A 21,706-nucleotide genomic window follows, 5' to 3' on the forward strand; every position below is an offset into this window, starting at 1 on the left:
CCTCAACGGGGGCGGAACAGATAATGGGCGACCAGCCATTGCTGGCCGTCGTCGTAGCCGAACAGCTCGGCGCATGCCATCCAGAACATGCGCCAGCGCTGCCACCAGATCTTCGCCGCAGCCTGGCCGTAGGTTGCGACCAGAACCGGCATCACCTTGTCGCGGGCTGCATCCTGGTTGGCCAGCCAGTGGTCGGCGGTGCGCTGGTAGTGGGTGCCATCCAGCAGCCAGCGTTGATCGAGCCGCAGGTCACGCTGAAAGTGAAGCAGCGTATCGGCCGCCGGCATCAGCCCGCCGGTGAAGAAGTGACGCCCCATCCAGTTGTCGCCACCCTCGGTTTCAAACGGGTACATCAGCGTGCGATGGGCGAAGATGTGCACGAACAGCGCGCCGTCGGGCTTCAGCCACTGGCTGATGCGCGCGAGCAGGCGTTCGTAGTTGCGCACGTGCTCGAACATTTCCACCGAGACACAGCGATCAAAGCGCGCGGTGGGCAGCTCGAGCTGGTTGACGTCGCGGGTCAGCACCTCGACGTTGTGCAGCCCCCGGGCCTGGCATTGCGCCAGGATGTGCTGGCGCTGGCTGTGCGAATTGGACACTGCCGTGATCGCAGCGGCGGGGTAGCGTTCGGCCATCCACAGGGTCAGCGAACCCCAGCCGCAGCCCAGCTCCAGGATGTGCTGGCCATCGGCAAGACCGGCGCGCTGGCCGTACAGGTCCAGCATGGCTTCCTCCGCCTGGTCCAGCGTTTCGCCCCCGGTGGGGTAGTAGCAGCTGCTGTACTTCAGGCGCTTGCCCAGGCAGGCCTGGAAGAAGGCCGCCGGCACTTCATAATGCTGGCGGTTGGCCGCGTCGGTATGCAGCGCGAGCGGGCTGCCGGCCAGCTCTGCGATGCGACGGCTGAAGCGCGCGGACTGGGCTTCGATACCGCCCAGCATTTCCTCGTGCAGGCGTTGCGCGCACAGGCGACGGACGCCGGCGCGTAGGGCCGCATCGGGAACCAGTCCGCGCTCGGCCCAGGCGATCAGCCCGGTTTCCGCCTCGTCGGCCGGGTTCAGTGACGGGATCGCGCTCATGCGGGATGCTCCTTGGAAGAACGGGGGAACCAGGGGAAGAACATCGGCGTGCTGCGCTGGTAGGCGCGGTAGTCGTCGCCGCGGCTGCGCAGCGCCTGCTTTTCGGTGAACGGGATGCCGCTCAGGTAGCGCAGGAATACGTACATCAGCAGCGGCCCGGCCCACGCCAGCCACCACAGTGGCGAGCCGACCGCGAGCAGGACATAGCTGAACCAGTGCAGCCATTCGAAGAAGTAGTTGGGGTGGCGGGAGTAGCGCCAGAGCCCATCGCGGCAGGTGCGGCCCTTGTTCGCTGGATTCGCGCGGAACCGGGCCAGTTGGTGGTCAGCCAGGCTCTCGCCACCGACGCTCAGCAGCCAGACGAGTGCGGCGGCCACGATCCACACCGTCATGCTTGTCTGCGGATTGGCAGCCACCGCGACGAAGGGCAGGGCGAACAGCACGACCAGCAGCGCCTGGGCCATGAAGAAGCCGAAGATCTTGCCTTGATGCCCCTGCCAGTGCTCGCGCAGATAACGGTAGCGACCGTCTTCCTGTTCGTGGCGGACCCGATGCCACAGGTGCAGGGCGAGTCGGCTGCCCCACAGGCCGCCGAGCGCGCCCAGCGCCATCCGTGGCGCCGCCGCACCGTCGCCGAGCAGCGCCAGCAGCAGGGCCGAAGCGCCCACGCCCTTTGCCCAGAGCACATCGACCACGCCGATGTTGTCGTGGCGGCGCTGCCAGGCCCAGCCCCAGCTCATCACCAGCACGGCATACAGCAGGACCCACAACAGTTTGATCATGACGGTGCTCCGGCCAAGGGCGGCGGGAGGGTGCGGGAACCGCGACGAGCGGCCATGCACAGCAGCGAAAGCGCGATGCTCCAGCCCACACCCAGCACCAGCAGGCCCTGCCACAGCGGTGCAGTGAATCGAACCGCATCGAAACCGCGCGCTGCGGAGAGATACGCCAGCGGGGCCAGCAGCAGGCCGAACAGGGCTGGCAGGGCAGCGTGGCGCAGCAGGAAGCGCATCGAGGTGGTCAGCGTCATCGCAAACGCGGCCCACAACGCCATGATCCAGGGCGGCGGCGCCCAGCCCAGCGGAGCCGCGGCGTAGCGCACGGCGCCGCTGGCGGTGGCGCTGGCGTCGACCAGCCACGCGCAGGCCAGCGCCAACAGCATCAGCCGAAGATCCAGCCGCGGTTGCGGCGAGGTCAGCAGCTGGCTGCCAATGTAGAGCGACGCTGCCAGCAGTGCCGGCCACTGCCAGCCGCGACCGGCGCCGGCCACGGCGCACAGCCAGACCAGCTGGTTGCCAAGCAGATTGGCCCAGAACCGGCGCATCTCAGCCGCCTTGACCCGATGCGCCAGCGGGACGATGCCCCGGGCGCGCCAGCAGCAGATGCGAAACGCCGATCGAACGCTCCAGGAAGCCGCCCTCGCAATAGGCCAGGTAGAACTCCCACATCCGGCAGAAGCGCGCGTCAAAGCCCTGCACCTGCACGGCGGGCAGCTGGGCCAGGAAGCGTTGGCGCCAGGCGCGCAGGGTCAGTGCGTAGGAGTGGCCGAAATCCTGCTGGGCGACCAGCTGCAGGTCGCTGGATCGGGTCTTGGCGGCCATGATCGCGTTGATCGACGGAATGAAGCTGCCCGGGAACACATAGCGCTTGATGTAGTCGACGCTGCGCCGGGCCTGTTCGTAGCGGTGGTCCTCGATGGTGATGGCCTGCAGCAGGGCGACACCATCGGGCTTGAGAAGGCGCTGCAGCGTTGCCATGTAGGTGTCCAGGTATTCGGCGCCGATGGCTTCGATCATCTCGATCGATACCAGCTTGTCGAACTGGCCCTGCAGGTCGCGGTAGTCCTGCATCAGCAGCGTGACCTGATCCTGCAGGCCAGCTGCCCGCACACGTTCGGCGGCTAATGCATGCTGTTCCGCGGAGATGGTGGTTGTGGTGACATGGCAGCCATAGTGCTGCGCCGCGTGCAACGCAAAACCACCCCAACCGGTGCCGATCTCCACCACACGGTCCCCCGGCTTGAGTTGCAGCTGCTGGCAGATGCGGTCCAGCTTGCGCCGCGAGGCGGCCTCCAGCGGCTCGCTGTCGCTGGTGAACAGCGCCGAGGAATACATCAGGTCCGGCGACAGGAACAGGGCGAAGAAGTCGTTGCCGAGGTCGTAGTGCGCGGCGATGTTGCGGCGGCTGCCTTCGCGGCTGTTGCGGCGCAGGCGGTTCCAGCCGCGCAACAGCCAGCCGCCCACTCGGGCCGGGCCGTGTTCCATGCTGTCGAGCAGATCGCGATTGCGCACCAGCAGGCGTATCAGTGCGACCAGGTCATCGCAGTACCACTCGCCCTGGATATAGCTTTCACCTGCACCGACGCTGCCTTGTGCCGCCACCTTGCGATAGAACGCCGGGTCTTCGATGGTGACGGTGACATGCAGTTCGCCGCGGGCATCGCCCAACCAGACGTCGCCCAGCGCGTCGCGCACGCACAGGCGGCCGTCGCGCATCGGGGCCAGCTGGGCCAGCAGACGGCGGCGCAGGAAGGCATCCAATGCGCCGGGGCGCGGCAGCGCGACCGAAGGAGTCATCGAGTTCATCGCGGTTTCTCGGCAAGGGTGGGGTGGTCGTGCACGGGATTGCGTTTCAGCCACAGCCGCAGCGCGTGCCAGTGGATGGCGGCCACCACCTGGGTGGTCATCAGTGGGTAGCAGGCCAGGACGCGGGCCAGTCCGCGGCCATCCAGGGCGTGCCGTTGCATGACCTGGGTGGCATCAAACTGGCGCGCGCCGCCGCGCCAGACCTGCATGTGCACGCGCAGATCCTCATCGGGGCGGTTGAACCGCCAGTCGTAATGGCAATCCATCGGCATGAAGGGCGAGACATGGAAGCACTTGTCGAACCGCCAGCGCAGCGAGGTGCCTTCGTTCGTGGCCGTCGCGACTGGCAGCACGTAGGCATGCCGTTCCTTCCAAGGCGTGTTGGTGATCTCGGCGACGATGCAGTCCAGCGTGCTGCCATCGGCCCGATAGCAGTAGTAGAAGCTGACCGGGTTGAACACATGCCCGGCGAAGCGGAGATGGGTGAGCAGGCGGACCGGGCCGGTGGGCCGGTAGCCGAGGGTGGATGCAGCGTGGTCGCGCACTGCATCGGCCAAAGGCCACGCGGGATCGCCGAAGTAATCGCTGCGACGGAACTCGGCCAGGTTGCGGCGATTGACCGACCACAGCCAGCGGCCGGCGAACACCGTGTCCAGCTCGTCCAGATCGAGCAGAAGCTGTGCGATCGGATAACGGAACGCATGCGGATGCGGATGATGCCGGCGGTGCATCACCTGCCCGAAGTAGAGCGCACTGGCGCTCATGCGGCCACCTCGCCGGGAGCCGCCATGACCCGGTGCGGCTCGCAGGTGCGCAGGGCATCGACCACGCGGCGGGCGCTGCGGATGCCGTCCTCATGGAAACCCCAGCCCCAATAGGCGCCCGCGAACCAGGTGTGACGGCGGCCCTGCAGCTCGGCCCAGCGCTGTTGCGCGCGCACTGCCGCATGGTCGTGCACCGGATGGGCGTAGCGCAGGGTGCGCAGCACCTTGCCGGGGTTGATCGCCGCGCTGCGGTTGAGCGTGACCACCAGCGGCGTGTTGCCGGGCAGGCCCTGCAGCAGGTTCATGCAGTAGCTGACCGTGCACAGCGCGGCAGGGTCGCGGGGCACGTGGGCGTTCCATGCCGCCCACGCCTTGCGGTTGCGCGGCAGCAATGACGCATCGGTGTGCAGGACCGCCTCATTGGTTTGATAGCGGATGGCGCCGAGCACGTCGCGCTCGATGGGGTCGGCGTCACGCAGCAGCGCCAGGGCCTGGTCGCTGTGGCAGGCCAGGATGACCTCATCGAAGCCTTCCACGCCGGCCGTGCTGTGCACGCGCGCCCCCCAGGGCATGCGCTCGACCGACTGCACCGGGCACTCCAGCCGCTCATGCACCCGCCAGCGGGCGCGCAGGGCGTCGACATAGCGCGCCGATCCGCCGCTCACCACCCGCCACGGCGCGCGCCCGGTCATCTGCAGCATCTGGTGGTTGGCCATGAACTGGGCCAGGTAACGGGCCGGGAAGTCCATCACCGTGGCCGTCGGGGACGACCACAGCGCGGAGGCCATCGGCAGCAGGTGCTCGTCGATGAAGGCATCGCCGTAGCGCTGGGTGCGCAGGTACTGCCCCAGCGTTGGGCCCTCGTCTTCTGCCAGCAACAGGGGGGCATCGCGATAGAACCGGCGCAGGTCGGCCAGCATGCCCCAGAACCGCGGCGACACCAGGTTGCGGCGCTGGCAGAACAGGCCATCCAGCGAGGTGGCGTTGTACTCCACGCCACTACGCTCGCTGTGCATCGAGAAGCTCATCGTGGTCGGCTGCGAAGCTACACCCAGCTCGTCGAACAATGCGGTCAGCAGCGGATAGTGCTGGGGATTGAACACGATGAAGCCGGTGTCCACCGCCATGCGCATGCCATCCACCTGCACGTCGTGGGTGTGGGTGTGGCCGCCCAGGTAGTCGTTGGCCTCGAACAGCGTGACGTCGTGTTCGCCGTCCAGCCACCAGGCGCTGGCCAGTCCTGCAATGCCCGAACCGATGATCGCGATGCGCATGTCAGTACCTCGCCTTGGCCAGCACCCACTCGGGAATCGGCTTGAGCCCTTTGACCAGCCCGAGCGCCGCCATCGCGCGCAGTCCATACCAGGTCAGGTCCACTTCCCACCAGCGGAAGCCCTGGCGGACGGTGCCCGGGAAGAAGTGGTGGTTGTTGTGCCAGCCTTCGCCGAAGGTGATCAGCGCCAGCCAGAGGTTGTTGCGGCTGTCATCGCGGGTCTCGAAGCGGCGGCGGCCGAAGCGATGGGCCAGCGAATTGATGGTGACCGTGGCATGGAACAGCACGATGGTGGAGATGAAGAAGCCCCACACCAGCAGCTGTGGGCCGGAGGTGTGCAGGCCCGGTGCCCAGCGCTCCAGCCCGGCGCCCACTGCATACAGCGCTGCGGCCAGCAGTACCGGCACGGCCGTATCGAAACGGTCCAGCCAGCGCAGTTCGGGGAAGCGCGCCAGGTCCGGTACCCGCGACAGATCGGTGGCAAAGGCCTCGCGGGTCAGGAACCAGCCCATGTGGCTGCGCCAGAAGCCGCCTTCACGGGGGGAGTGCGGGTCCAGCGGCTGGTCGGCGTGACGGTGATGGTGGCGATGGTGGGCAGCCCACCACAGCGGCCCGCGCTGCACGCTGGAGGCGCCGATCACCGCGAACACGAACTGCACCGGCCGCGATGCCTGGAAGGTGCGGTGCGAGAAGTAGCGGTGGTAGAACGCGGTGATGGCGAACATGCGCACCGCATAGAGCGCTGCGGCGACGATCACCGCTGTCCACGAGATACCCACCCACAGCACCGCGATGCAGGCCAGGTGCATCAGCGCGAATGGCACGGCGCGCACCCAATCGATCCGTCCCGGCCGCTCGCCAGTGGCGTCTGCTGCGTTGCCGGTATCGAACCAGCGCTGCAGCGTGCGCAGCAGGCGCCAGCGTCGACGGGGGAGGGGCGCTACAGAGGCCATGGCGGATCTCGGCGGGTGTCGTGATGTCCTGTACGCAGCAGGATGCGCAATGGATGCGCCACGGCGCAGTAAATTTCCACTTCACCTGGGCGTCACGACGCAGCGCTCAAGCAGGGGTTGCGCCCACGCCTGTTGCCAGTCGCTTGCCGGTCGCTCGGCTGGTGGCGAGCGGAAGCGCACCGTCACCTGCGGGTAGCTGTCGCGTGCATCGCGCAGGTTGCTGGTGCCGCGGAACTCCAGCAGGCGGCGGTCTGCGGTGGCGTAGACCAAGGCCAGGCGCGGCGCGATGCCGCCGTACCAGGTGTCAAGGCTGACCTCGATTGCCTGGGCGTCGATGCCCTGCCAACGAACGGGGCCGGTGCGCCGCACCTGCACCGGGAAGTAGCGCTGGCGTGCCGGCACGAGGAACGGCAGCGTAATGCGCTCGCCCCGCAGCAGCGCCGGCCAGTGCAGGCGCACCGCTGCGTCGAATCCCGCATCGATCACCGCATCCGTCGGCAACGCAAGCTGGCCCTGCCGCAGCGGGCTTGTGCCATCTTCCTGCCAGGAGATCGACACCGAATCGCCGGCGGCCTCCACCTCGGCCTTCTGGCCGCTGCGACGGTCCTCGAGCGAGTAACCCCGTGCCTGTGGCCGGGTGCTTGCCGGCAGATGCTTGCGGGCGAATGGCTGGCCGTCCGGGCATTGGTACAACACCCATCGCTCGGCGCCCTCCGCTGCCTCGCGCCGCCAGTGCACCTCACGGTAAAGGACGGCGCCTTGGCGGGAGGTCGCAACGCCCTCGCTTCGCAGCCAGGGCGCCGCCAGCGCGGCATGGGGCAGGCACAGCAGCAGCCAGGCAATGCGCATGGCGTTCATCCGGAGGGGAAGGGCTCTGGTGATACGGTGGGAGGGGGTGGTTGGATGCGTTGCGTTGCCTGCATCCAATTGCTGCCCCCGCGCGTACAGAGGACAGACCTTCACCCGCCCGCCGCGAACGCCGATGTACCCTGACGCCGCCAGCCATCTCCTCAACTTCGATAGCGTACGCATCGTGTCCAGCGCCCAGCAGCCGAGCAACGAGCCGACGAACTGGGCCGGTGACATGGATGGCGTGGCGCGGCTTCGTGACCGCGACTGTTTCATGCGGATCTACGACTACTTCATGCCGCGGCTGTGCGTGTACCTGCGCGGCCTGGGCGTGCCTGACGCGGTGGCCGAGGAACTGGCGCAGGAGAGCCTGCTGCGGCTATGGCTGCGGGCCGCCGACTTCGATCCAGCACAGGGGGCGCTGAGTACCTGGCTGTACCGCATCGCTCGCAACCTGCATATCGATCGCATACGGCGCGAACGCAGCTGGATGCAGGTGCAGGCGGCAGTGGAGGACGCTGCGACGGTGGATGTGATCGAACGCAGCAGCGCCGAGCAGTTCGCTGACCAGGCACGTCTTCGCCAGCGCATCAACGAGCTGCCCGCGGTGCAGGCGCGACTGGTGCGCATGTCCTATTTCGAAGCCAAGAGCCACAGCGAGATCGCCGAGGCACTCGGCATGCCGCTGGGGACGGTCAAATCACACCTGCGGCGTGCGTTTCTGCAGCTGCAGTCGAAAGTGGGAGGTGCGCTGTGAATCCGCATCACCACCTGCATGAATCCACCTTGATGAGCTATGCCGCCGGCGCGCTGCCGGCGCCGTTGAGCATCGTGGCCGGCGCCCACCTGGAGCAGTGCCCGCATTGCCGGCAGCGCCTGCGCGAGGCCGAGGCGATCGGCTCCGCACTGCTGGAGCAGACGCAGCCAGCCACGGCCGATCTGCGGCGTGAGCAGTTGCGTGAGGCCATGCTGATGCAGCTGGCCTCGGAAACGCCGATCGCCATGGCGGAAACCGTGCGGCCTGTACCGAAGGAGCGGCCCGAGGCCAATCCGGACCATCTGCCTGCCTCGCTGCACCCTTACTTTGGTGCTTCACTCAGTGGGCTGCGCTGGCGCTGGATGGCGCCGGGCGTGCACTGCATCCGTGCCGAGCAGATGCCTTCGCTGATCATGCTGAAGATCGCCCCGGGCAAATGCCTGCCCATGCACAGCCATGGCCGCAGCGAACTGACCCAGATCCTGCGCGGCTCCTACAACGATGCGCTGGGGCTGTTTGCGCCGGGCGACGTGGCGGACCTGGATGAGGAAGTGGAGCATCAACCGGTGACGGCGCCGGGCGTGCCGTGCATCTGCGTGTCGGCGCTGGATGCGCCACTGGTGTTCAGTGGCTGGTTGGCGCGGAAGATCCAGCGTTTCGTGAAGCTCTAGGATGAGTGCGGCAATGGCAACGGGCGCGCTACGGGTTCTGCTGACCGGTGCTGCGGGGCTGGTGGGGCAGGGTGTAGCCCTGGCCTGCCAGCGCTCGCCCAGGGTCGCCGATCTGACCGCACTGGTCCGGCACCCGGGCAGTCTCAAAGGCAGCGGCAGCGAATTGATCGTGCCTGACTTTCTGCGCATCCAGGAACGGCAGGATGATCTGTTGGGGTTCGACGCCTGCTTCTACTGTGCCGGCGCTCCGCCAGTGGGCACGGCCGAGGCCGAGTACCGGCGGGTGACGCTGGACACCACTCTGGCCGTCGCCCGCGCCTGGGCCACCGCGAATCCGCAGGGGTACTTCCTGTATGTGTCCGGCGCCGGCGCGGATGCGCGAAGCCGGGTAATGCCAATGCGGGTGAAGGGCGAGACCGAGCGGGCACTGCAGGAACTGCCGGTACGCACGGTGATGCTGCGTCCTGGTGGCGTTCGGCCTGTCGAGGGAACCGGTACCCGTCACCCCCTGTTGAAGCCCTTGTACTGGGGTGGCGCACCGTTGATGAAGCTGGCCGGCGCGATTGCGCCATCGTTGATGACCAGCAACCTGGCCCTGGGCCAGGCGATGATTGCACTGGCCGCAAGGGAGCATCCGCCGGCCACGGTGGAGTGCGCGGACATCAACCGGATCGCGGTGGACGTGAGCGACCCGGTTGCCTGACCTCAGTGCGAGGCACCTTCCAGTGCGGTGCGCACTGCCTGGGCCAGGTCGCTACGGGTGAACGGCTTGGGCAGCAGCGCGGCCGCCCGGCCCTGGCTGCCCACCTGGTCGTGGTCGCGTGGATAGCCCGAAGTGAACAGCACGGCGACTTCCGGCCAGCGTTCCCGCACTTCACGCACCAGCTCCCAGCCCGACATACCGGGCATCACCACGTCCGAGAACAGCAGGTCCACCCGGGTGTCCGGACGTTCCAGCAGCCGCAGCGCGGAAGGGCCGTCGTGCGCTTCCAGCACGCGATAGCCGAGCAGGCGCAGGGCATCAACGGTGTGCGCACGCACATCATCGTTGTCCTCGGCCACCAGGATGGTTTCCTCGCGCGGCGAGTAGCCTGCCAGGCCTGTCTGAGGCGCGCTTGCCGCGCAGGGCAGGGCCAGCGCGGAACGTGGGAACATCATGGTGATGCTGGTGCCGCCACCTTCCATTGAATCGATCAGCACATGGCCGCCGGACTGCTTGACGAAGCCGTGCACCATCGACAGGCCCAGGCCGGTGCCGCGGCCGACCTGCTTGGTGGTGAAGAAGGGCTCGAACACGCGCGCGAGGGTGGCCGCGTCCATGCCGTGGCCGTTGTCGCGGACCCGCAGCATCACGTATTCGCCAGGCGCTGCATCGGGGAACAGGGCAGCGTAATCGTGGTCGAGATGACTGTTGTCGACCTCGATCACCAGCCGGCCGCCGTGGGGCATGGCATCGCGGGCGTTGACGGCCAGGTTGAGCACCGAAGCCTCCAGCTGGCTGACGTCGATCTCGACGCACCAGACGTCCGCAGCGGCGCGGATTTCCAGCTGCACCAGCTCGCCCAACGCACGCTGCAGCATGTCATGCATGTCCAGCAGGCGATCGTTGAGATTGGCGGCCTGGCTGTGCAGCGGCTGGCGCCGGGCAAATGCCAGCAGGCGCTGGGTCAGGCTGGCGGCACGGCCCACGCCCTTGAGGGCGTTGTCCAACGCACGGCTGACCATGGCGCCCGGCTCGCCGGCACGCTCGCTGAGCAGCATGGCGTGTTCGACGTTGCCGGAAATCACCGTCAGGATATTGTTGAAATCGTGGGCGATGCCGCCGGTGAGCTGGCCCACCGCTTCAATCTTCTGTGACTGGCGCAGTGCATGCTCGGCCTGCAGGCGGGCAGTGGTTTCCACGGCCTCCGACACCACCGCCGTCACCGCGCCTTCGGCATCCAATAGCGGACGGAACGAAAAATCGTAGCTGCGACGGCCGGTGGGCAACTCCAGATCCAGTGCATGCAGCGAGCTGTGCCCCTTCGCGGCAGCGGCAACGGCCTGGTCCACCAGGGTGCCGACGTCGCCGCTGGTGGCGAACCACAGCGATTGCCCATAGCGCTGACCCACCACATCGGGCTTGTCGGCCAGTACGGCGGCCAACGAGGCGATATTGGCGTCGACCACGCGGCCGCCCTGGTCCAGCAGCACCTGGTGCTGGAAGCTGGATTCGAAGATGGCCTGCAAGCGTCGCTTGCTGGCCCGAAGCTCGGCAGTACGCGCCTGCACCTGTTGCTCGAGCAGCTGGTTGTCTTCGCGCAGGGCGAGCTCGGCCTGCTTCAGCCCGGAGACGTCGCTGCCCAGGCAGATGTACCCGACCACGGCGCCGTCGGCGCCTCGCTCCGGCACGCAGTCCATCTGCACGAATCGTGACTCGCCACTGCGGTGGGCCAGTTCCACCTGGAAGCGGGTGCGCTCACCCTGCAGCACCCGTTCGATGCTGGGCAGGGCATGTTCGAAGGCGGAAATGCCACTGACATCGCGCGCCGTACGGCCCAGCAGTTCGGCCAGGCTGACGCCGTGCCAGTCGAGGAAGGCCTTGTTGGCGAAGCGGTAGCGATGCTCCCTGTCGAGCTGGGCGATCAGTGCCGGGACGGCATCGGTCACCTGCTGCAGCTGGGCCTGGCTGTCATTCAGGGCGGCTTGGGCGTGGGCCAGCTGGGTGCGCTCGTGCGCCTCCTGGCGGGCGCGGCGGATCGCATCCGGCAGGCGTTGCAGGCGCTGCTTGACCACGTAATCGCGCGCGCCGCGGGTCAGGGCCTGTACCGCCAGCTCCTCGGTAAGCGTGCCGGAGACAAAGATGAAGGGCGTCTGCGGGATGCGCTCTCGGGCCAGCGCCAGCGCGGCGTCGCCATCGAATCCCGGCAGCACATGATCGGCCAGGATGACATCGAAGGCGCGATTCTCGATCGCCTCGATGAAGGCATTGCGGGTCCACAGGCGCTCGGCCTCGAAGTCGAGGCCGGCCCGTTGCAGTTGTGCGGTGATCAGCTCCGCATCAAGCGCACTGTCCTCCAGCATGAGGATGCGCAGGCGCTCGCTGCGGCGCGATCCATCACGCATCGTGCTGCCCCGAGCCGTTGGGGCGATGCGGCGGCGGCTGGTTGGTGATGCCCCAGAACATCCCCAGGCCCTGGATGGCGTCGAAGAACTCCTTGAAGTCCACCGGCTTGACCACGAATGCGTTGACGCCCAGTTCGTAACTGCGCACCAGATCCTGCTCTTCGCGGGAGGAGGTCAGCATCACCACCGGCGTGCTGCTCAGGTTCGAATCGCCACGGACCTGCTCCAGCACCTCCAGGCCGTTCACCTTGGGCAGCTTCAGGTCCAGCAGCACCACCACCGGACCACCGTGGTTGGCGCCGGCGAATTTGCCTTCGCAGCGCAGGTAGTCCAGCGCTTCGGCGCCGTCGCGTACATGGATGACATCGTTCAGCAGCTGGCAACGCGACAGCGCCGCCAGCGTCAGCTCTGCATCCTTGGGGCTGTCCTCTACCAGGAGGATCGGCCGCAGGTCCCTCATGGGTGATCTCCTGTGGAACGGGGTAGGGTGAAGTGGATCGTGGCGCCCTTGCCGGGTTCGCCCTCGGCCCAGGTGCGGCCGCCATGGCGACCGACGATGCGGCGGACATTGGCCAGGCCGATGCCCGTGCCTTCGAATTCCTCGACATGGTGCAGGCGCTGGAACACGCCGAACAGCTTGTCCACGTAGCGCATGTCGAAACCGCAGCCGTTGTCGCGCACGAAGAAGTGGTCCTCCTCCTCAAGGCGCTCATGGCCGATCTCGATCGCTGCCTGCTCGCGTTCACGGGTGAACTTGACGGCGTTGGCCAGCAGGTTCTGCCAGACCAGGCGCATCATTGTCGGGTCGGCCTGCACCTCCGGCAGCGGTGCCAGTGTCCACTGCACGTCGCGCCCTGCGTAGTCCAGCGCCAGGCTGCGGCGCACATCTTCGGCCAGAGCAGCCATGTCCAGCCGTACCCGGCCAAGCGTGGAACGGCCCATCTGCGAGAAGCTCAGCAGGTCGTCCACCAGCGTTCCGGCAGATTTGGCCGACTCCACGATGGTATCCAGGAAGCGGCGCTCGGTATCGTTGAGGCGTTCGCCGGCCGAGCTGCCCAGTAGCTCCGAGTAACCGACGATGTGGCGGAAGGGCGCACGCAGGTCGTGGCTGACCGAATAGGAAAACGCTTCGAGTTCCTTGTTGCTGCGGACCAGCTGCTCGTTGAGCTCGGCCATTTCCTCGGCCTTGCGCAGCACGATGTCGACGATGGCGGTGCGCATCTCGTGGGCGGCATCGCGGTCGGCGTCGTTCCACGGCAGGCTGCGCTGCTGAACGGTTTCCTTCCAGGCCTCGAAGGAGCTGCGCGGCGACAGTGCCACGCCGGGAGCCGCGGTCTTGCGTGGATCGCCGCCCCAGCGCACGGTACGCACCACTTCGGGGCGGAACCACATCAGGTAGCTGTCATGCAGCTGCGAAATGGACACCGCCAGTACGCCGCTGGCCACGTCGGACAGGCGCGCGCCGGGCGCCCAGTCGGCCGCCAGGTGGTCACTGCAGTACGTCTCCTGCCCGGCCTGCTGTGCGGCCAGCCAATCGGCCAGGGCCAGCACGTCGGTTGCGGGCGGGCACTGGCCCACACGCATGCAGTCACCCTTGTGCACGATGGCGGCGCCTGCCGCGCCGGTCAGCGACAGCAGGCTGGCTTCATCGTGGCGCAGCGCAGCCATGAAATCCTCGTCGCCGGCCATGCGTGCCAGCAGCTTTACCAGCACCGAGCGGCGCGCCACGCGCTCTTCGAAGGCGCGTGCACGCTCCTTCAGCGCGATCTGCAGCGAGAGGATCTGGCCCATGAATTCGCAGGCAGTGCGCACGTGATAGGGCAGGCGGCGCGGCTGCACCGTGTGGCAGGACACCAGGCCCCACAGCTGGCCCTCGTGCACCAGCGAGACCGACATCGACGCGCCGGTGCCCATGTTGCGCATGTACTGGAGGTGCACGGGCGAAACGCTGCGCAGCACGGCCAGGCTCAGGTCGGTGGCCGGCGCGTCGCGGTGTTCCTCGCTGCGCTTCAGTGGGGCAGGGGTGTAGTTGTTGTCCGCGATCAGTCGCACCCGGTTGCGCCGATACAGCTCGCGGGCCTGGGCCGGAATGTCCGACTCGGGGAAGCGCAGGTCCAGGTAGGACGGCAACAGGCCGTTGCCATCCTCGGCGACCACGATGCCGTTCCAGCCGGCATCGAACTGGTAGACCAGAGTGCGGTCGAAGCCGGTCAGCCGGCGCATGTGCGCGGCCGCCAGCTGGCACAGATCTTCCACGGTGGTAGCCGATTCGATGCCGGTCATCAGTTCGCGGATCGACGGATACAGTTCTTCCAGCGAACCTGGCTGGCCGGGAACCGGTGCCTCCAGCTCGATCAGCAGATCGCTGGCGGAGCGATGCACCAGCAGCTGATGCCGGCCGTGGCCATCCAGGTGCACAGCGCCGACATGGGCGCTGCTGCCCACCGTGGCCTGCTGGAACAGCGCCTGGAAGGGTGCCAGCACGCCGCCCAGTACTTCGCTGACATGCTGCATCAAGGGTTCGCCGAACTGCTGCAGCAACCCCGGCTGGCTGATGGCGCGCTCACGCACCCGCAGTGACTGTGGCTCCACTACCAGAAGCACGCCGTATGGCTGGATGGCACCGGGCGTGTGGATCGGTTCGCGCGCACAACGGGACTGGGCGGTGTCGTGCGTGGACTCGGCAGAAGGCATCAAGGGCGGGACTCATGATTCGTGGATGGCTGGAATGGCCCAGCGTTGCATCCGGTATGCATGGATGGTGAAGCAAAATCGTGCATTCGCCTACCAGCACGTGCGCGTGAAGAACGTTTCATTCAAACCTGAATTCTTCATCTGAACATTCCAACAGCACTTGCATGTTTCGCGAAAGGTACATGCGCGCTGCACGCGCGCTCGACACCGACTTGCCTAGGGTGAACGCACATTCCTGAGTGACCCCGTCCGTGAACCTGCAGATCTTCCCTTCAACGCCATACCGCGTGCTTGCCGACAGCTGCCAGTTTGAACTGCTGGATGTGGATGCCCTGCAGGATCCGGCCAGTGGGCGCCTGCTCCACCTGTACTCGCTGGTTGCGCGGTGCATGAGCTGCGAAACGGTGTTCAAGGCCGAGGAAGGGCAAGGGTTGGTCAGCCACACTGCCGCGCGCGTGGTGCGATGCCCCACGGGTTGTGGCCAGCAGGCGTTCAAGCCAGCGTTGCTGCGTGCATGGCAGCCGCAGCGCGTCGCACAGGCCTGAGAGCACTGATACTGGGTCACAGCAACCCGGGATTGGCGCGCCACACCGCGAAGTTCAGCGCCGAGGCGAACGATATCCAGGCCAGGTAAGGCAGCAGCATCACCGCCGCCCCGCGATGGAGGCGGGCGAAGGCAACGATCGTTGCGCAGACCAGGGTGATCAATACAAGAATGTCGACGAAGGCCAGCGCGCCCAGCTTCCAGCCGAAGAACAGCCAGCTCCAGAGGGCATTGACGGCCAGCTGCACCAGATAGAGCACCAGGGCCGGTTGCGCGTTGCGCCAGCCGCGTTCGCGCCAGACCAGCCAAGCCGCAATGGCCATTATTGCGTAGAGCAGGCTCCACACCGGGCCAAACACGCTGGCAGGCGGTGCCCACGCGGGCAGGGCGAGGGTGGCGTAGAAGCTGGCGGCGGATGTCGATGCCCACGCGCCGACTGCCGCCGCCGCAAAAGTGACCACGCCCCATCCCAGAAGACCCGCAACCTGTGCACGCCGCTTCATTCCGTGCCGCTCCGTCCTGCGTTTACACGCTCATACGAACGGAAGCGGCAAATGGATGCAGCCCGGGGTGATCAGTCCGAGGAACCCGCGGCGCTTCCACTTTCGCCAGCCGGCAACAGCGAAGGGCGTTGATCGAACCATTCCCGCGCCTTGGCCAGATGCCACTGGCGCTGGTCGCCATCAAGCTCGATGCCGGCACCCAGCAGCCCCCAGCGCAGGTAGAGATCGCCACGCTTGCGCTGCTCCAGCAGATCCAGCCGCGCACGTACCGTCAGGCGATCATTCTCGGCCCGCAGGCCGTCGATCAGCAGATGGCCTGGGCGCCAGCGCAACGTGGCCTGTGCATCGACCTGGCCGGAGTCGAGCAGTGACAGCGTCCAGCGCGGATAGTCGGTGCGCTTGGCGAACACGGCCAACAAAGGACGTGCGTCGCTCAGGGTCAGATCGGTGATAGCGTCCACCTGGAACGGGGACTGCGCGTCGATGCGGCCCCGCTTGAACACAGCACGGCCTTTCCACGCGCTGCTGGAATCGGTGCCCGCCACCTGCACATTGCGCAGCTCCACGGTGGTGCCGGACAGATCGAAATGGCGCTCGTTGAAGTCGCCGCGGCGAAGCGTCGCGTTCACGTCGACATCGCCGCCCATGTCCAGGCCCGCTACCTTGGCGCTGGCATTGCGGCCCAGCAGCCGCGCGGTGCCGTGGCCGACGCGGCCATCGGTGTCGAGCGTGGCGTCGCCGCTGAGGCTGCCGGTGCCGCGCAGCAGGCGCACCTGTTGGGAGCCAAGGTAGCGGTTGTAGGCGGCCAGGTCCGGGATGGTCGCTTGGCTGAAGCGCAACCGCGCACGAACGCCCTTGCGCAGTTCCTGCAGGCGGCCATCGCCGGTGAGGTCCACGGCCAGGTCACGCCCGTCGAACAGCCGCACATCCTTCGCATCGCTGGGGCGCGCGGTGAAGCGAGGCAACCGGATCGCCAGCTGTGCCTGGTTGGGGCTGCCGGCCTTCAGCTCGCCATGCGCGCTGGCGGTACCGGCCAGACGCACGCCGGCCACTTCGGCCACCGCCGCAGCGGAGGGAATGTCCACGGTGCTGCCTTCGATCAGTTCGCCATTGCGCAGGCGCAGATCGGCCTTCAGCGTGCCGCCGCCATCCAGCTGCAGCCATGGTTTGCGCACGAACAGGGCAGGGATCCAGTTGAGCGAGGTGAAGGCCCATTCGCCACGCACGGTACCGGAGCTGCGTTCCAGCAGCTGGGCAGGGTGCTGGAACGGAATCTCGCGCCCGGTGATGAGCAGGTCGGCATCGATGCCGGCGGCCGAATCCGGGCGTGGCGGCAGGCGGGCCTGCAGGCGCAGGTCGTTGGCCACATTGAGCTGCAGGGCCAGCACGCCGCGATTGGGCGCGCCATCGCCGAGGAAGAGCGGCACCTGCCAGAGCGCGTGGTCACGGGGTTGCAGCTGGCCGTCGATCATGTGAACTGCCAGTTGCAGGCGGCCGGGCACTGGCGAGCTGGAGATGCGCGGCGTCTGCGCATCCGTATCCATGCGCAGGCCCTGGCTGCGCGCATCCACCTCCAGTTGCGCATGCAGCAGCTTCAACTTGGCCAGGCCGGGCGCCTGGTCGCGATAGTGGCGCGGATAGCTGAAGCGCGCGGTCAGATCCATGTCGCCAAGCAGCTGCACGCCGTCATAGCTGGTGTCCGCCTTGCTGAACGAGACCTCGGAATCGAACAGTTCGGACGGACCGCCGCGCAGCTGCTTGAGGAACCCAACCGTGCCCCGGCCCTTGCCGATGATCAGCAGCTTGCCGAGCCGGGCACTGCGAATGCTGTCGCTGTGGATGGCGTCGAAACGCAGGGTCCAGCCCTGGTCGCTGCGCGGGGGCGACGGAATGGCGTCCTCAACGCGACTGATCTCGGCCGACACGCCAGTGGCCTGCAATCGGGGAACCCGCACTTCGCGGCTAAACAGGGGCAGGACTGCCAGGCGGGCGCTGGCACGCTCGGCGTGCAGTACGTAGACGGTGTGGTTGACGTGGCCGCGCATATGTACGTTCCAGGCAATGACGTGGCCCGGCAGCAGCGTGATGGCCGGGCCGGTGGTCATCACGAACTTGTGCGGCTTGCGGTTGGTGACCTGGTCGAACAGCGGGGTGTTGAGGAAGATGTTGCCGGCCAGCAGGTAGAGAACGTACACGCCCAGCAGGATGTAGCCAGCGACGCGCCATCGGCGGAGCCGGTGCGGGATGCGCGCGGAAGTAGGGGGCATGTACTGCTCTAAGGGCCGGAATTCACTCAACTATTGCCGAACCGATGGCGGTGGCGCGTGAAGCGGGTAGGGGATGCTTGCTGGATTCTGCTAGTGTCCGCCTTGCCCACTACGCCGATCCGTGAGGAATCGCATGGATATCCGAGCTGCCACCGCCGGTGACTTCGACGCCATGTGGGCGATTTTCAAGGCGGCCATTGCGATGGAGGATTCGCTCCCGTTCGCCGGCACCTTCGAGGCCGGCACCTTTCGGAGCCACTGGTTCGGAGTGCAGGCGGCCTTTGTGGCCGTTCTGGAAGGGCGCGTGGTCGGAATGTACAAGATGGGCGCCAACTACCCGGACCTGGGGGCGCATGTGGCCAGCGCCACCTACGTGGTCGATCCGCTGACGCAAGGGCGTGGCATCGGGCGGGCGCTGATGGAAGACAGCCTGGTCCGGGCCAGATCGAAGGGTTTCCTGGCCATGCAGTTCAATTACGTGGTCAGCACCAATGCGCCAGCGGTTGAGCTGTACCGGAAGCTGGGCTTCGCTGTGGTCGGGACGCTACCGGCGGCGTTCCGGCATCAAAAGCTCGGATTGGTTGATGTGTATGTGATGCACCGGTTTTTGTAGCTGCTCGGCCGCAGCTAATGCAAGAGGTAGATCAGGGTGCTCAGGAGCGAGCTGTGCCACTGGAGCTGGGGTGAGCGACTCCCAGCTCCTGATCAAGAATGAAAGTAGCTCGACGACCTGTCTCGGCCTTTCGCGGGACGCTAGCAGCACAGTAGCGACGATGTAGAAACAACAGGCCATCGCTATCGGCGCCCATAGCAACACCCCCCCTTGCTGCCTAATGAGATTGGCCGCAGCCACAGCGCTGGCCGCTAATGCGGGAGCCAAGCCCAGCCGGCGGAGATCACCTGAGAAGAGGCCAACCCGTTGCTCAAGCATCTCCCAATGCCACTTGTACTGTGTCAGTGCGTATTCGACAAGATGCCGTGGAAAGGACCGAAGCAACTGGATCTGCTTCCAATCTTGAATCGTGTCGCGGCGCATTCTCCGGAGCATTGCAGGAGTCGGATCCTTGCGCGTTCTTCGATGGGCGATAACCGCATTGACGAGTGAGGCTAGGACGTACGCGACAACGAGTACGAATCCTGTATAGAAACCACCTTGAAGGAAGGGCTCCGCCGGCTCCTGCAACGAGGTAGCTGCAGTCACTACCGCAGAGACGGCAGTGATCACGAGCACGCCGACATATGCGATCAGCAGGCTGCGCTCTAAGAGGTATGGCCACGTGGTTGTTGCGTTGGGCAAAGAGAGCGGCTTCTCGCTTGTCAGCTCGTTGAGAATTCCCACGATTTCGGCAAGGTATTGCTCATCGTGTTGCTGATCTGTCATGTCTGTTGGCAGACGAAGGAGGTTTACTTCGATATCGACAGTAAGGGATGACGCTGAAGGTTGTCCTATGGAGATGCTTCTCGGAGCGCGTCGCGTAGACACCAAGCTGTTGCACGCTCGGAGTTTGAAGAATTTCAACTTGTTGATTTGTAAGGACGGGGTCCTCGAAATGCGCCAAGATGGCACACGGATCACTGTGAGCAAGGCGGACATTGAACAACCCTGGGTTGTGACTTTGGTGAATTGCCAATGCAGGGCTCTCAAGTTGGGGCAATGCCAATGAAGGGTCAGGTAACTCCTCAGTCGGAATGGCTCTAGCCTTGTTGCGCGCTATGCAAGTGACACATCCAGTTCTGGGTTGTCTCCCCAGTTCAAGATCGCAGTTGGTGTGGGTGACCGGTAACGCTCGGGGATCCTGTGCCATTCACGCTCAAGCAGTTCCATATGAGGGCCCCTCCAGAGCAGCTGCTGATGGTGCGGTAGAAGATTCGTCGGCTTACCATCGATAATGGCTGGCGCTGCGGCCAAGGAGGCGCGGACTAGCGGCCGGCCGTTTCGGTTAGAACCGACGTGGGCCGGGAGGCGGTGTGCGGAACTTAACTCGCGCATGACCTGCTTGCGGTGCCATACTGCAGCCAGCTCAGTCATGGAAAGGCGTGGTGCTTATGAAGGCAAGGACTCTCCCCGTGATGCTCTTCGTGCTGTCAGCGGCAGCCGCCTGCGGAAAGGGGGGGGCATCACAGGAACTGGCGGCGATCAGCCCCATTTCGCTGCAGTCCCTGGCGATTGATAGCGGGGATGCGCACGGCTCGGTACGCACACGACCCTTCACCGTGCAGGACAATCTGACCGTCGATGTCGTGCTGAATGCAGTGCCGCCGGAGAGCGCCGGCCAACTCCAGGCGCGTTTCATCAACCTGGCCACAGGCCAGGTAGCGTCCTCTGCATCCGAGGTTGTCACCACCAAGGAAGCTAGATTGACACTTGCTCCAACGGGCGCGCGGGAGTGGGAGCCGGGTCGGTATCTTCTCGAAGTCAGTGTCGGCGACACTTTGCTGACCACGCGTGACATTGATATCAACGAGCCCGCGCCTGCCCACTAATTCTCGGTGGACAGGGCGCGCAGGAAGGCGGTCAGTTGCGCCTGCTCAGTAACCGTCAGGTTCACGGCGCGGCCTCGCCCCAGGCTGCGGTAGTAGATTTCACGCTCCACCGCCTTGTCGAGGGTTGCCACGCTCCCGTCATGCATGTACGGCGCTGTGCGTGCGACGTTACGCAGACTGGGAGTGCGGAACGCACCGAGATCAGGCGGTCTCCGAGTCACTGCAAAGCGACCAAGCTCCGCAATCTCCCGCTCGGACAGCACAAGTTCGCCCAAGGGTTGCCCCGTGCGCGTGGACTGTTCCAGCCGCCCCAGCAATGCAGTTACGTCCCCGGCGATCTGCTCAAACCCAACGCCGGCGTGATGGAACCTTTGATCGGTCAACGCGACCGGATCTCCAGCAAGCAGGTGGCATTCCGTACAGGCTGCCTTGCCAGCAAACAGTGCAAGACCAGCGCGCTCATCCATGCTTAGAAGTGAAGGTTCACCGATGCTGCGGTCGTAGCGTGTCGGTTGCCGTGGCAAAGATCGCAAGTACTGCGTAAGGCCCCCGGCGATGTCTGATTGATCCAGAGGGCGACCCTTCGCAAAGCGCGCGTAGCGCTCCTGGGTGTTGATCTGTTTGAGCAACGCGGCTTCGTCAGGCAATCCCATCTCCCTGGGATTAGTGAATGCCTGCAGTGCCACCACCTTGAGTTCGCTTTCCCGGCCGTCCCAGAACAACGTGGAGTAGGCAGTTGCATCAGAGAGGTCTGGGGCGTTTCGTGTGCCAGGCACGCCACGGACGCCGATTGAAACACCCTGGCCATCTGTGAATGACTTCGAGGGAACGTGGCAGTTCGCACAGCTGATGGTTCCATCGGCACTCAAGCTTTGATCGAAGAACAGCTCCCGCCCCAAGGCGATTGAGGTCGCGTCCCCGTTGGTGTCGGAGCTGGGCGGGGAGAGCCCGCATCCCGTAAGTCCGCTCATGGTGAAAAATATGACGGATGTCACAAGAATGTTTTGAAGTATTCCACTCAACGCCGTGCGCTCCATCGCCCTTAATGTCGTTACTTGACACGCCCTTGGAAATTATGCAACTACTATTAAAGCTGTGGAACTGCCAATGGAAGGCATGCCGGGCCACGCAAGCGGGCTCACGTGCTGTTGTTGAACAACATGTGCACTAGCAGACGGGAC

Annotated in this window: 21 protein-coding genes; 6 read left to right on the plus strand and 15 right to left on the minus strand. The window is 65.8% G+C overall.

The annotated features are described in order from the left end of the window. Positions 1 to 2: 2 nt before the first annotated feature. The 8 genes from AB1281_RS08880 to AB1281_RS08915 all read right to left on the minus strand — a co-directional run bounded on the left by AB1281_RS08880 (position 3) and on the right by AB1281_RS08915 (position 7,500). Complete coding sequence (locus AB1281_RS08880) at positions 3 to 1,076, minus strand: SAM-dependent methyltransferase (protein WP_430345618.1); 1,074 nt, start codon at positions 1,074 to 1,076, stop codon at positions 3 to 5. Beyond that, positions 1,073 to 1,858: a DUF1295 domain-containing protein gene (locus AB1281_RS08885; RefSeq protein ID WP_430345619.1), complete on the minus strand. Its 786-nt coding sequence runs from the start codon at positions 1,856 to 1,858 to the stop codon at positions 1,073 to 1,075. The genes AB1281_RS08880 and AB1281_RS08885 overlap by 4 nt, the downstream gene beginning before the upstream one ends. Continuing rightward, a complete protein-coding gene (locus AB1281_RS08890; RefSeq protein ID WP_430345620.1) occupies positions 1,855 to 2,400 on the minus strand; it encodes a DUF2878 domain-containing protein in 546 nt (181 codons plus the stop codon). The genes AB1281_RS08885 and AB1281_RS08890 overlap by 4 nt, the downstream gene beginning before the upstream one ends. A 1-nt stretch (position 2,401) precedes the next feature. Beyond that, entirely contained in the window at positions 2,402 to 3,661 is a 1,260-nt protein-coding gene (locus AB1281_RS08895) for a class I SAM-dependent methyltransferase (RefSeq protein ID WP_430345621.1), read from the minus strand. After that, positions 3,658 to 4,425, minus strand: coding sequence for a DUF1365 domain-containing protein (locus tag AB1281_RS08900; protein WP_430345622.1), 768 nt, complete (start codon positions 4,423 to 4,425; stop codon positions 3,658 to 3,660). The genes AB1281_RS08895 and AB1281_RS08900 overlap by 4 nt, the downstream gene beginning before the upstream one ends. Next, positions 4,422 to 5,699, minus strand: a complete 1,278-nt coding sequence (locus AB1281_RS08905; protein WP_430345623.1) for an NAD(P)/FAD-dependent oxidoreductase — start codon at positions 5,697 to 5,699, stop codon at positions 4,422 to 4,424. The genes AB1281_RS08900 and AB1281_RS08905 overlap by 4 nt, the downstream gene beginning before the upstream one ends. A 1-nt stretch (position 5,700) precedes the next feature. Continuing rightward, complete coding sequence (locus AB1281_RS08910; protein WP_430345624.1) at positions 5,701 to 6,651, minus strand: acyl-CoA desaturase; 951 nt, start codon at positions 6,649 to 6,651, stop codon at positions 5,701 to 5,703. Positions 6,652 to 6,732: 81 nt separating this feature from the next. Next, a complete protein-coding gene (locus AB1281_RS08915; protein ID WP_430345625.1) occupies positions 6,733 to 7,500 on the minus strand; it encodes a hypothetical protein in 768 nt (255 codons plus the stop codon). A 133-nt stretch (positions 7,501 to 7,633) separates the two neighbouring features. Here AB1281_RS08915 and AB1281_RS08920 point away from each other — a divergent pair, with 133 nt between their 5' ends. Genes AB1281_RS08920 through AB1281_RS08930 form a run of 3 tightly spaced genes read left to right on the plus strand, consistent with a single transcriptional unit; the run spans position 7,634 to position 9,631 of the window. Further along, on the plus strand, positions 7,634 to 8,257 hold the full coding sequence (locus AB1281_RS08920; protein WP_430345626.1) for a sigma-70 family RNA polymerase sigma factor: 624 nt from the start codon (positions 7,634 to 7,636) through the stop codon (positions 8,255 to 8,257). Then, complete coding sequence (locus AB1281_RS08925; protein WP_430345627.1) at positions 8,254 to 8,928, plus strand: ChrR family anti-sigma-E factor; 675 nt, start codon at positions 8,254 to 8,256, stop codon at positions 8,926 to 8,928. Before AB1281_RS08920 ends, AB1281_RS08925 begins: the two co-directional genes overlap by 4 nt. 13 nt (positions 8,929 to 8,941) lie before the next feature. Next, a complete protein-coding gene (locus AB1281_RS08930; protein WP_430345628.1) occupies positions 8,942 to 9,631 on the plus strand; it encodes an oxidoreductase in 690 nt (229 codons plus the stop codon). 2 nt (positions 9,632 to 9,633) lie between these two features. On the opposite strand, the gene AB1281_RS08935 is transcribed toward AB1281_RS08930, so the two are convergent. The 3 genes from AB1281_RS08935 to AB1281_RS08945 are packed head-to-tail and all read right to left on the minus strand — an operon-like array spanning position 9,634 to position 14,727. Continuing rightward, entirely contained in the window at positions 9,634 to 12,033 is a 2,400-nt protein-coding gene (locus AB1281_RS08935) for a response regulator (protein ID WP_430345629.1), read from the minus strand. Next, positions 12,026 to 12,493, minus strand: a complete 468-nt coding sequence (locus AB1281_RS08940; protein ID WP_049445287.1) for a response regulator — start codon at positions 12,491 to 12,493, stop codon at positions 12,026 to 12,028. The genes AB1281_RS08935 and AB1281_RS08940 overlap by 8 nt, the downstream gene beginning before the upstream one ends. After that, positions 12,490 to 14,727: an ATP-binding protein gene (locus AB1281_RS08945; RefSeq protein WP_430345630.1), complete on the minus strand. Its 2,238-nt coding sequence runs from the start codon at positions 14,725 to 14,727 to the stop codon at positions 12,490 to 12,492. Before AB1281_RS08945 ends, AB1281_RS08940 begins: the two co-directional genes overlap by 4 nt. 251 nt (positions 14,728 to 14,978) lie before the next feature. On the opposite strand from AB1281_RS08945, the gene AB1281_RS08950 reads away from it, so the two are divergent. Beyond that, positions 14,979 to 15,272 carry a hypothetical protein gene (locus AB1281_RS08950; protein ID WP_430345631.1) on the plus strand — a complete coding sequence of 98 codons (294 nt, stop codon included), beginning with the start codon at positions 14,979 to 14,981 and terminating at the stop codon, positions 15,270 to 15,272. 16 nt (positions 15,273 to 15,288) lie between these two features. Here the strand turns inward: AB1281_RS08950 and AB1281_RS08955 are convergent, their stop codons facing one another. Together AB1281_RS08955 and AB1281_RS08960 are read right to left on the minus strand one after the other, a co-directional pair. After that, positions 15,289 to 15,774: a TspO/MBR family protein gene (locus AB1281_RS08955; RefSeq protein WP_430345632.1), complete on the minus strand. Its 486-nt coding sequence runs from the start codon at positions 15,772 to 15,774 to the stop codon at positions 15,289 to 15,291. Positions 15,775 to 15,845: 71 nt separating this feature from the next. Beyond that, positions 15,846 to 18,041, minus strand: coding sequence for a hypothetical protein (locus tag AB1281_RS08960; RefSeq protein ID WP_430345633.1), 2,196 nt, complete (start codon positions 18,039 to 18,041; stop codon positions 15,846 to 15,848). Positions 18,042 to 18,174: 133 nt separating this feature from the next. Here AB1281_RS08960 and AB1281_RS08965 point away from each other — a divergent pair, with 133 nt between their 5' ends. After that, the gene (locus AB1281_RS08965; RefSeq protein WP_430345634.1) at positions 18,175 to 18,654 is read left to right on the plus strand and encodes an N-acetyltransferase family protein; all 480 of its coding nucleotides are present in this window, start codon (positions 18,175 to 18,177) and stop codon (positions 18,652 to 18,654) included. Here the strand turns inward: AB1281_RS08965 and AB1281_RS08970 are convergent. Continuing rightward, positions 18,586 to 19,422: a hypothetical protein gene (locus AB1281_RS08970; RefSeq protein WP_430345635.1), complete on the minus strand. Its 837-nt coding sequence runs from the start codon at positions 19,420 to 19,422 to the stop codon at positions 18,586 to 18,588. The genes AB1281_RS08965 and AB1281_RS08970 overlap by 69 nt on opposite strands. A 689-nt stretch (positions 19,423 to 20,111) precedes the next feature. On the opposite strand from AB1281_RS08970, the gene AB1281_RS08975 reads away from it, so the two are divergent. Further along, a complete protein-coding gene (locus AB1281_RS08975) occupies positions 20,112 to 20,525 on the plus strand; it encodes a hypothetical protein (protein ID WP_430345636.1) in 414 nt (137 codons plus the stop codon). Here the strand turns inward: AB1281_RS08975 and AB1281_RS08980 are convergent. Beyond that, complete coding sequence (locus AB1281_RS08980; protein ID WP_430345637.1) at positions 20,522 to 21,496, minus strand: cytochrome-c peroxidase; 975 nt, start codon at positions 21,494 to 21,496, stop codon at positions 20,522 to 20,524. The two genes, AB1281_RS08975 and AB1281_RS08980, sit on opposite strands and share 4 nt — an antisense overlap. Positions 21,497 to 21,706: the final 210 nt, after the last annotated feature.

The sequence above is a fragment of the Stenotrophomonas sp. NRRL B-14846 genome, assembly GCF_050473585.1.
In the GTDB taxonomy this organism is placed as follows: domain Bacteria; phylum Pseudomonadota; class Gammaproteobacteria; order Xanthomonadales; family Xanthomonadaceae; genus Stenotrophomonas.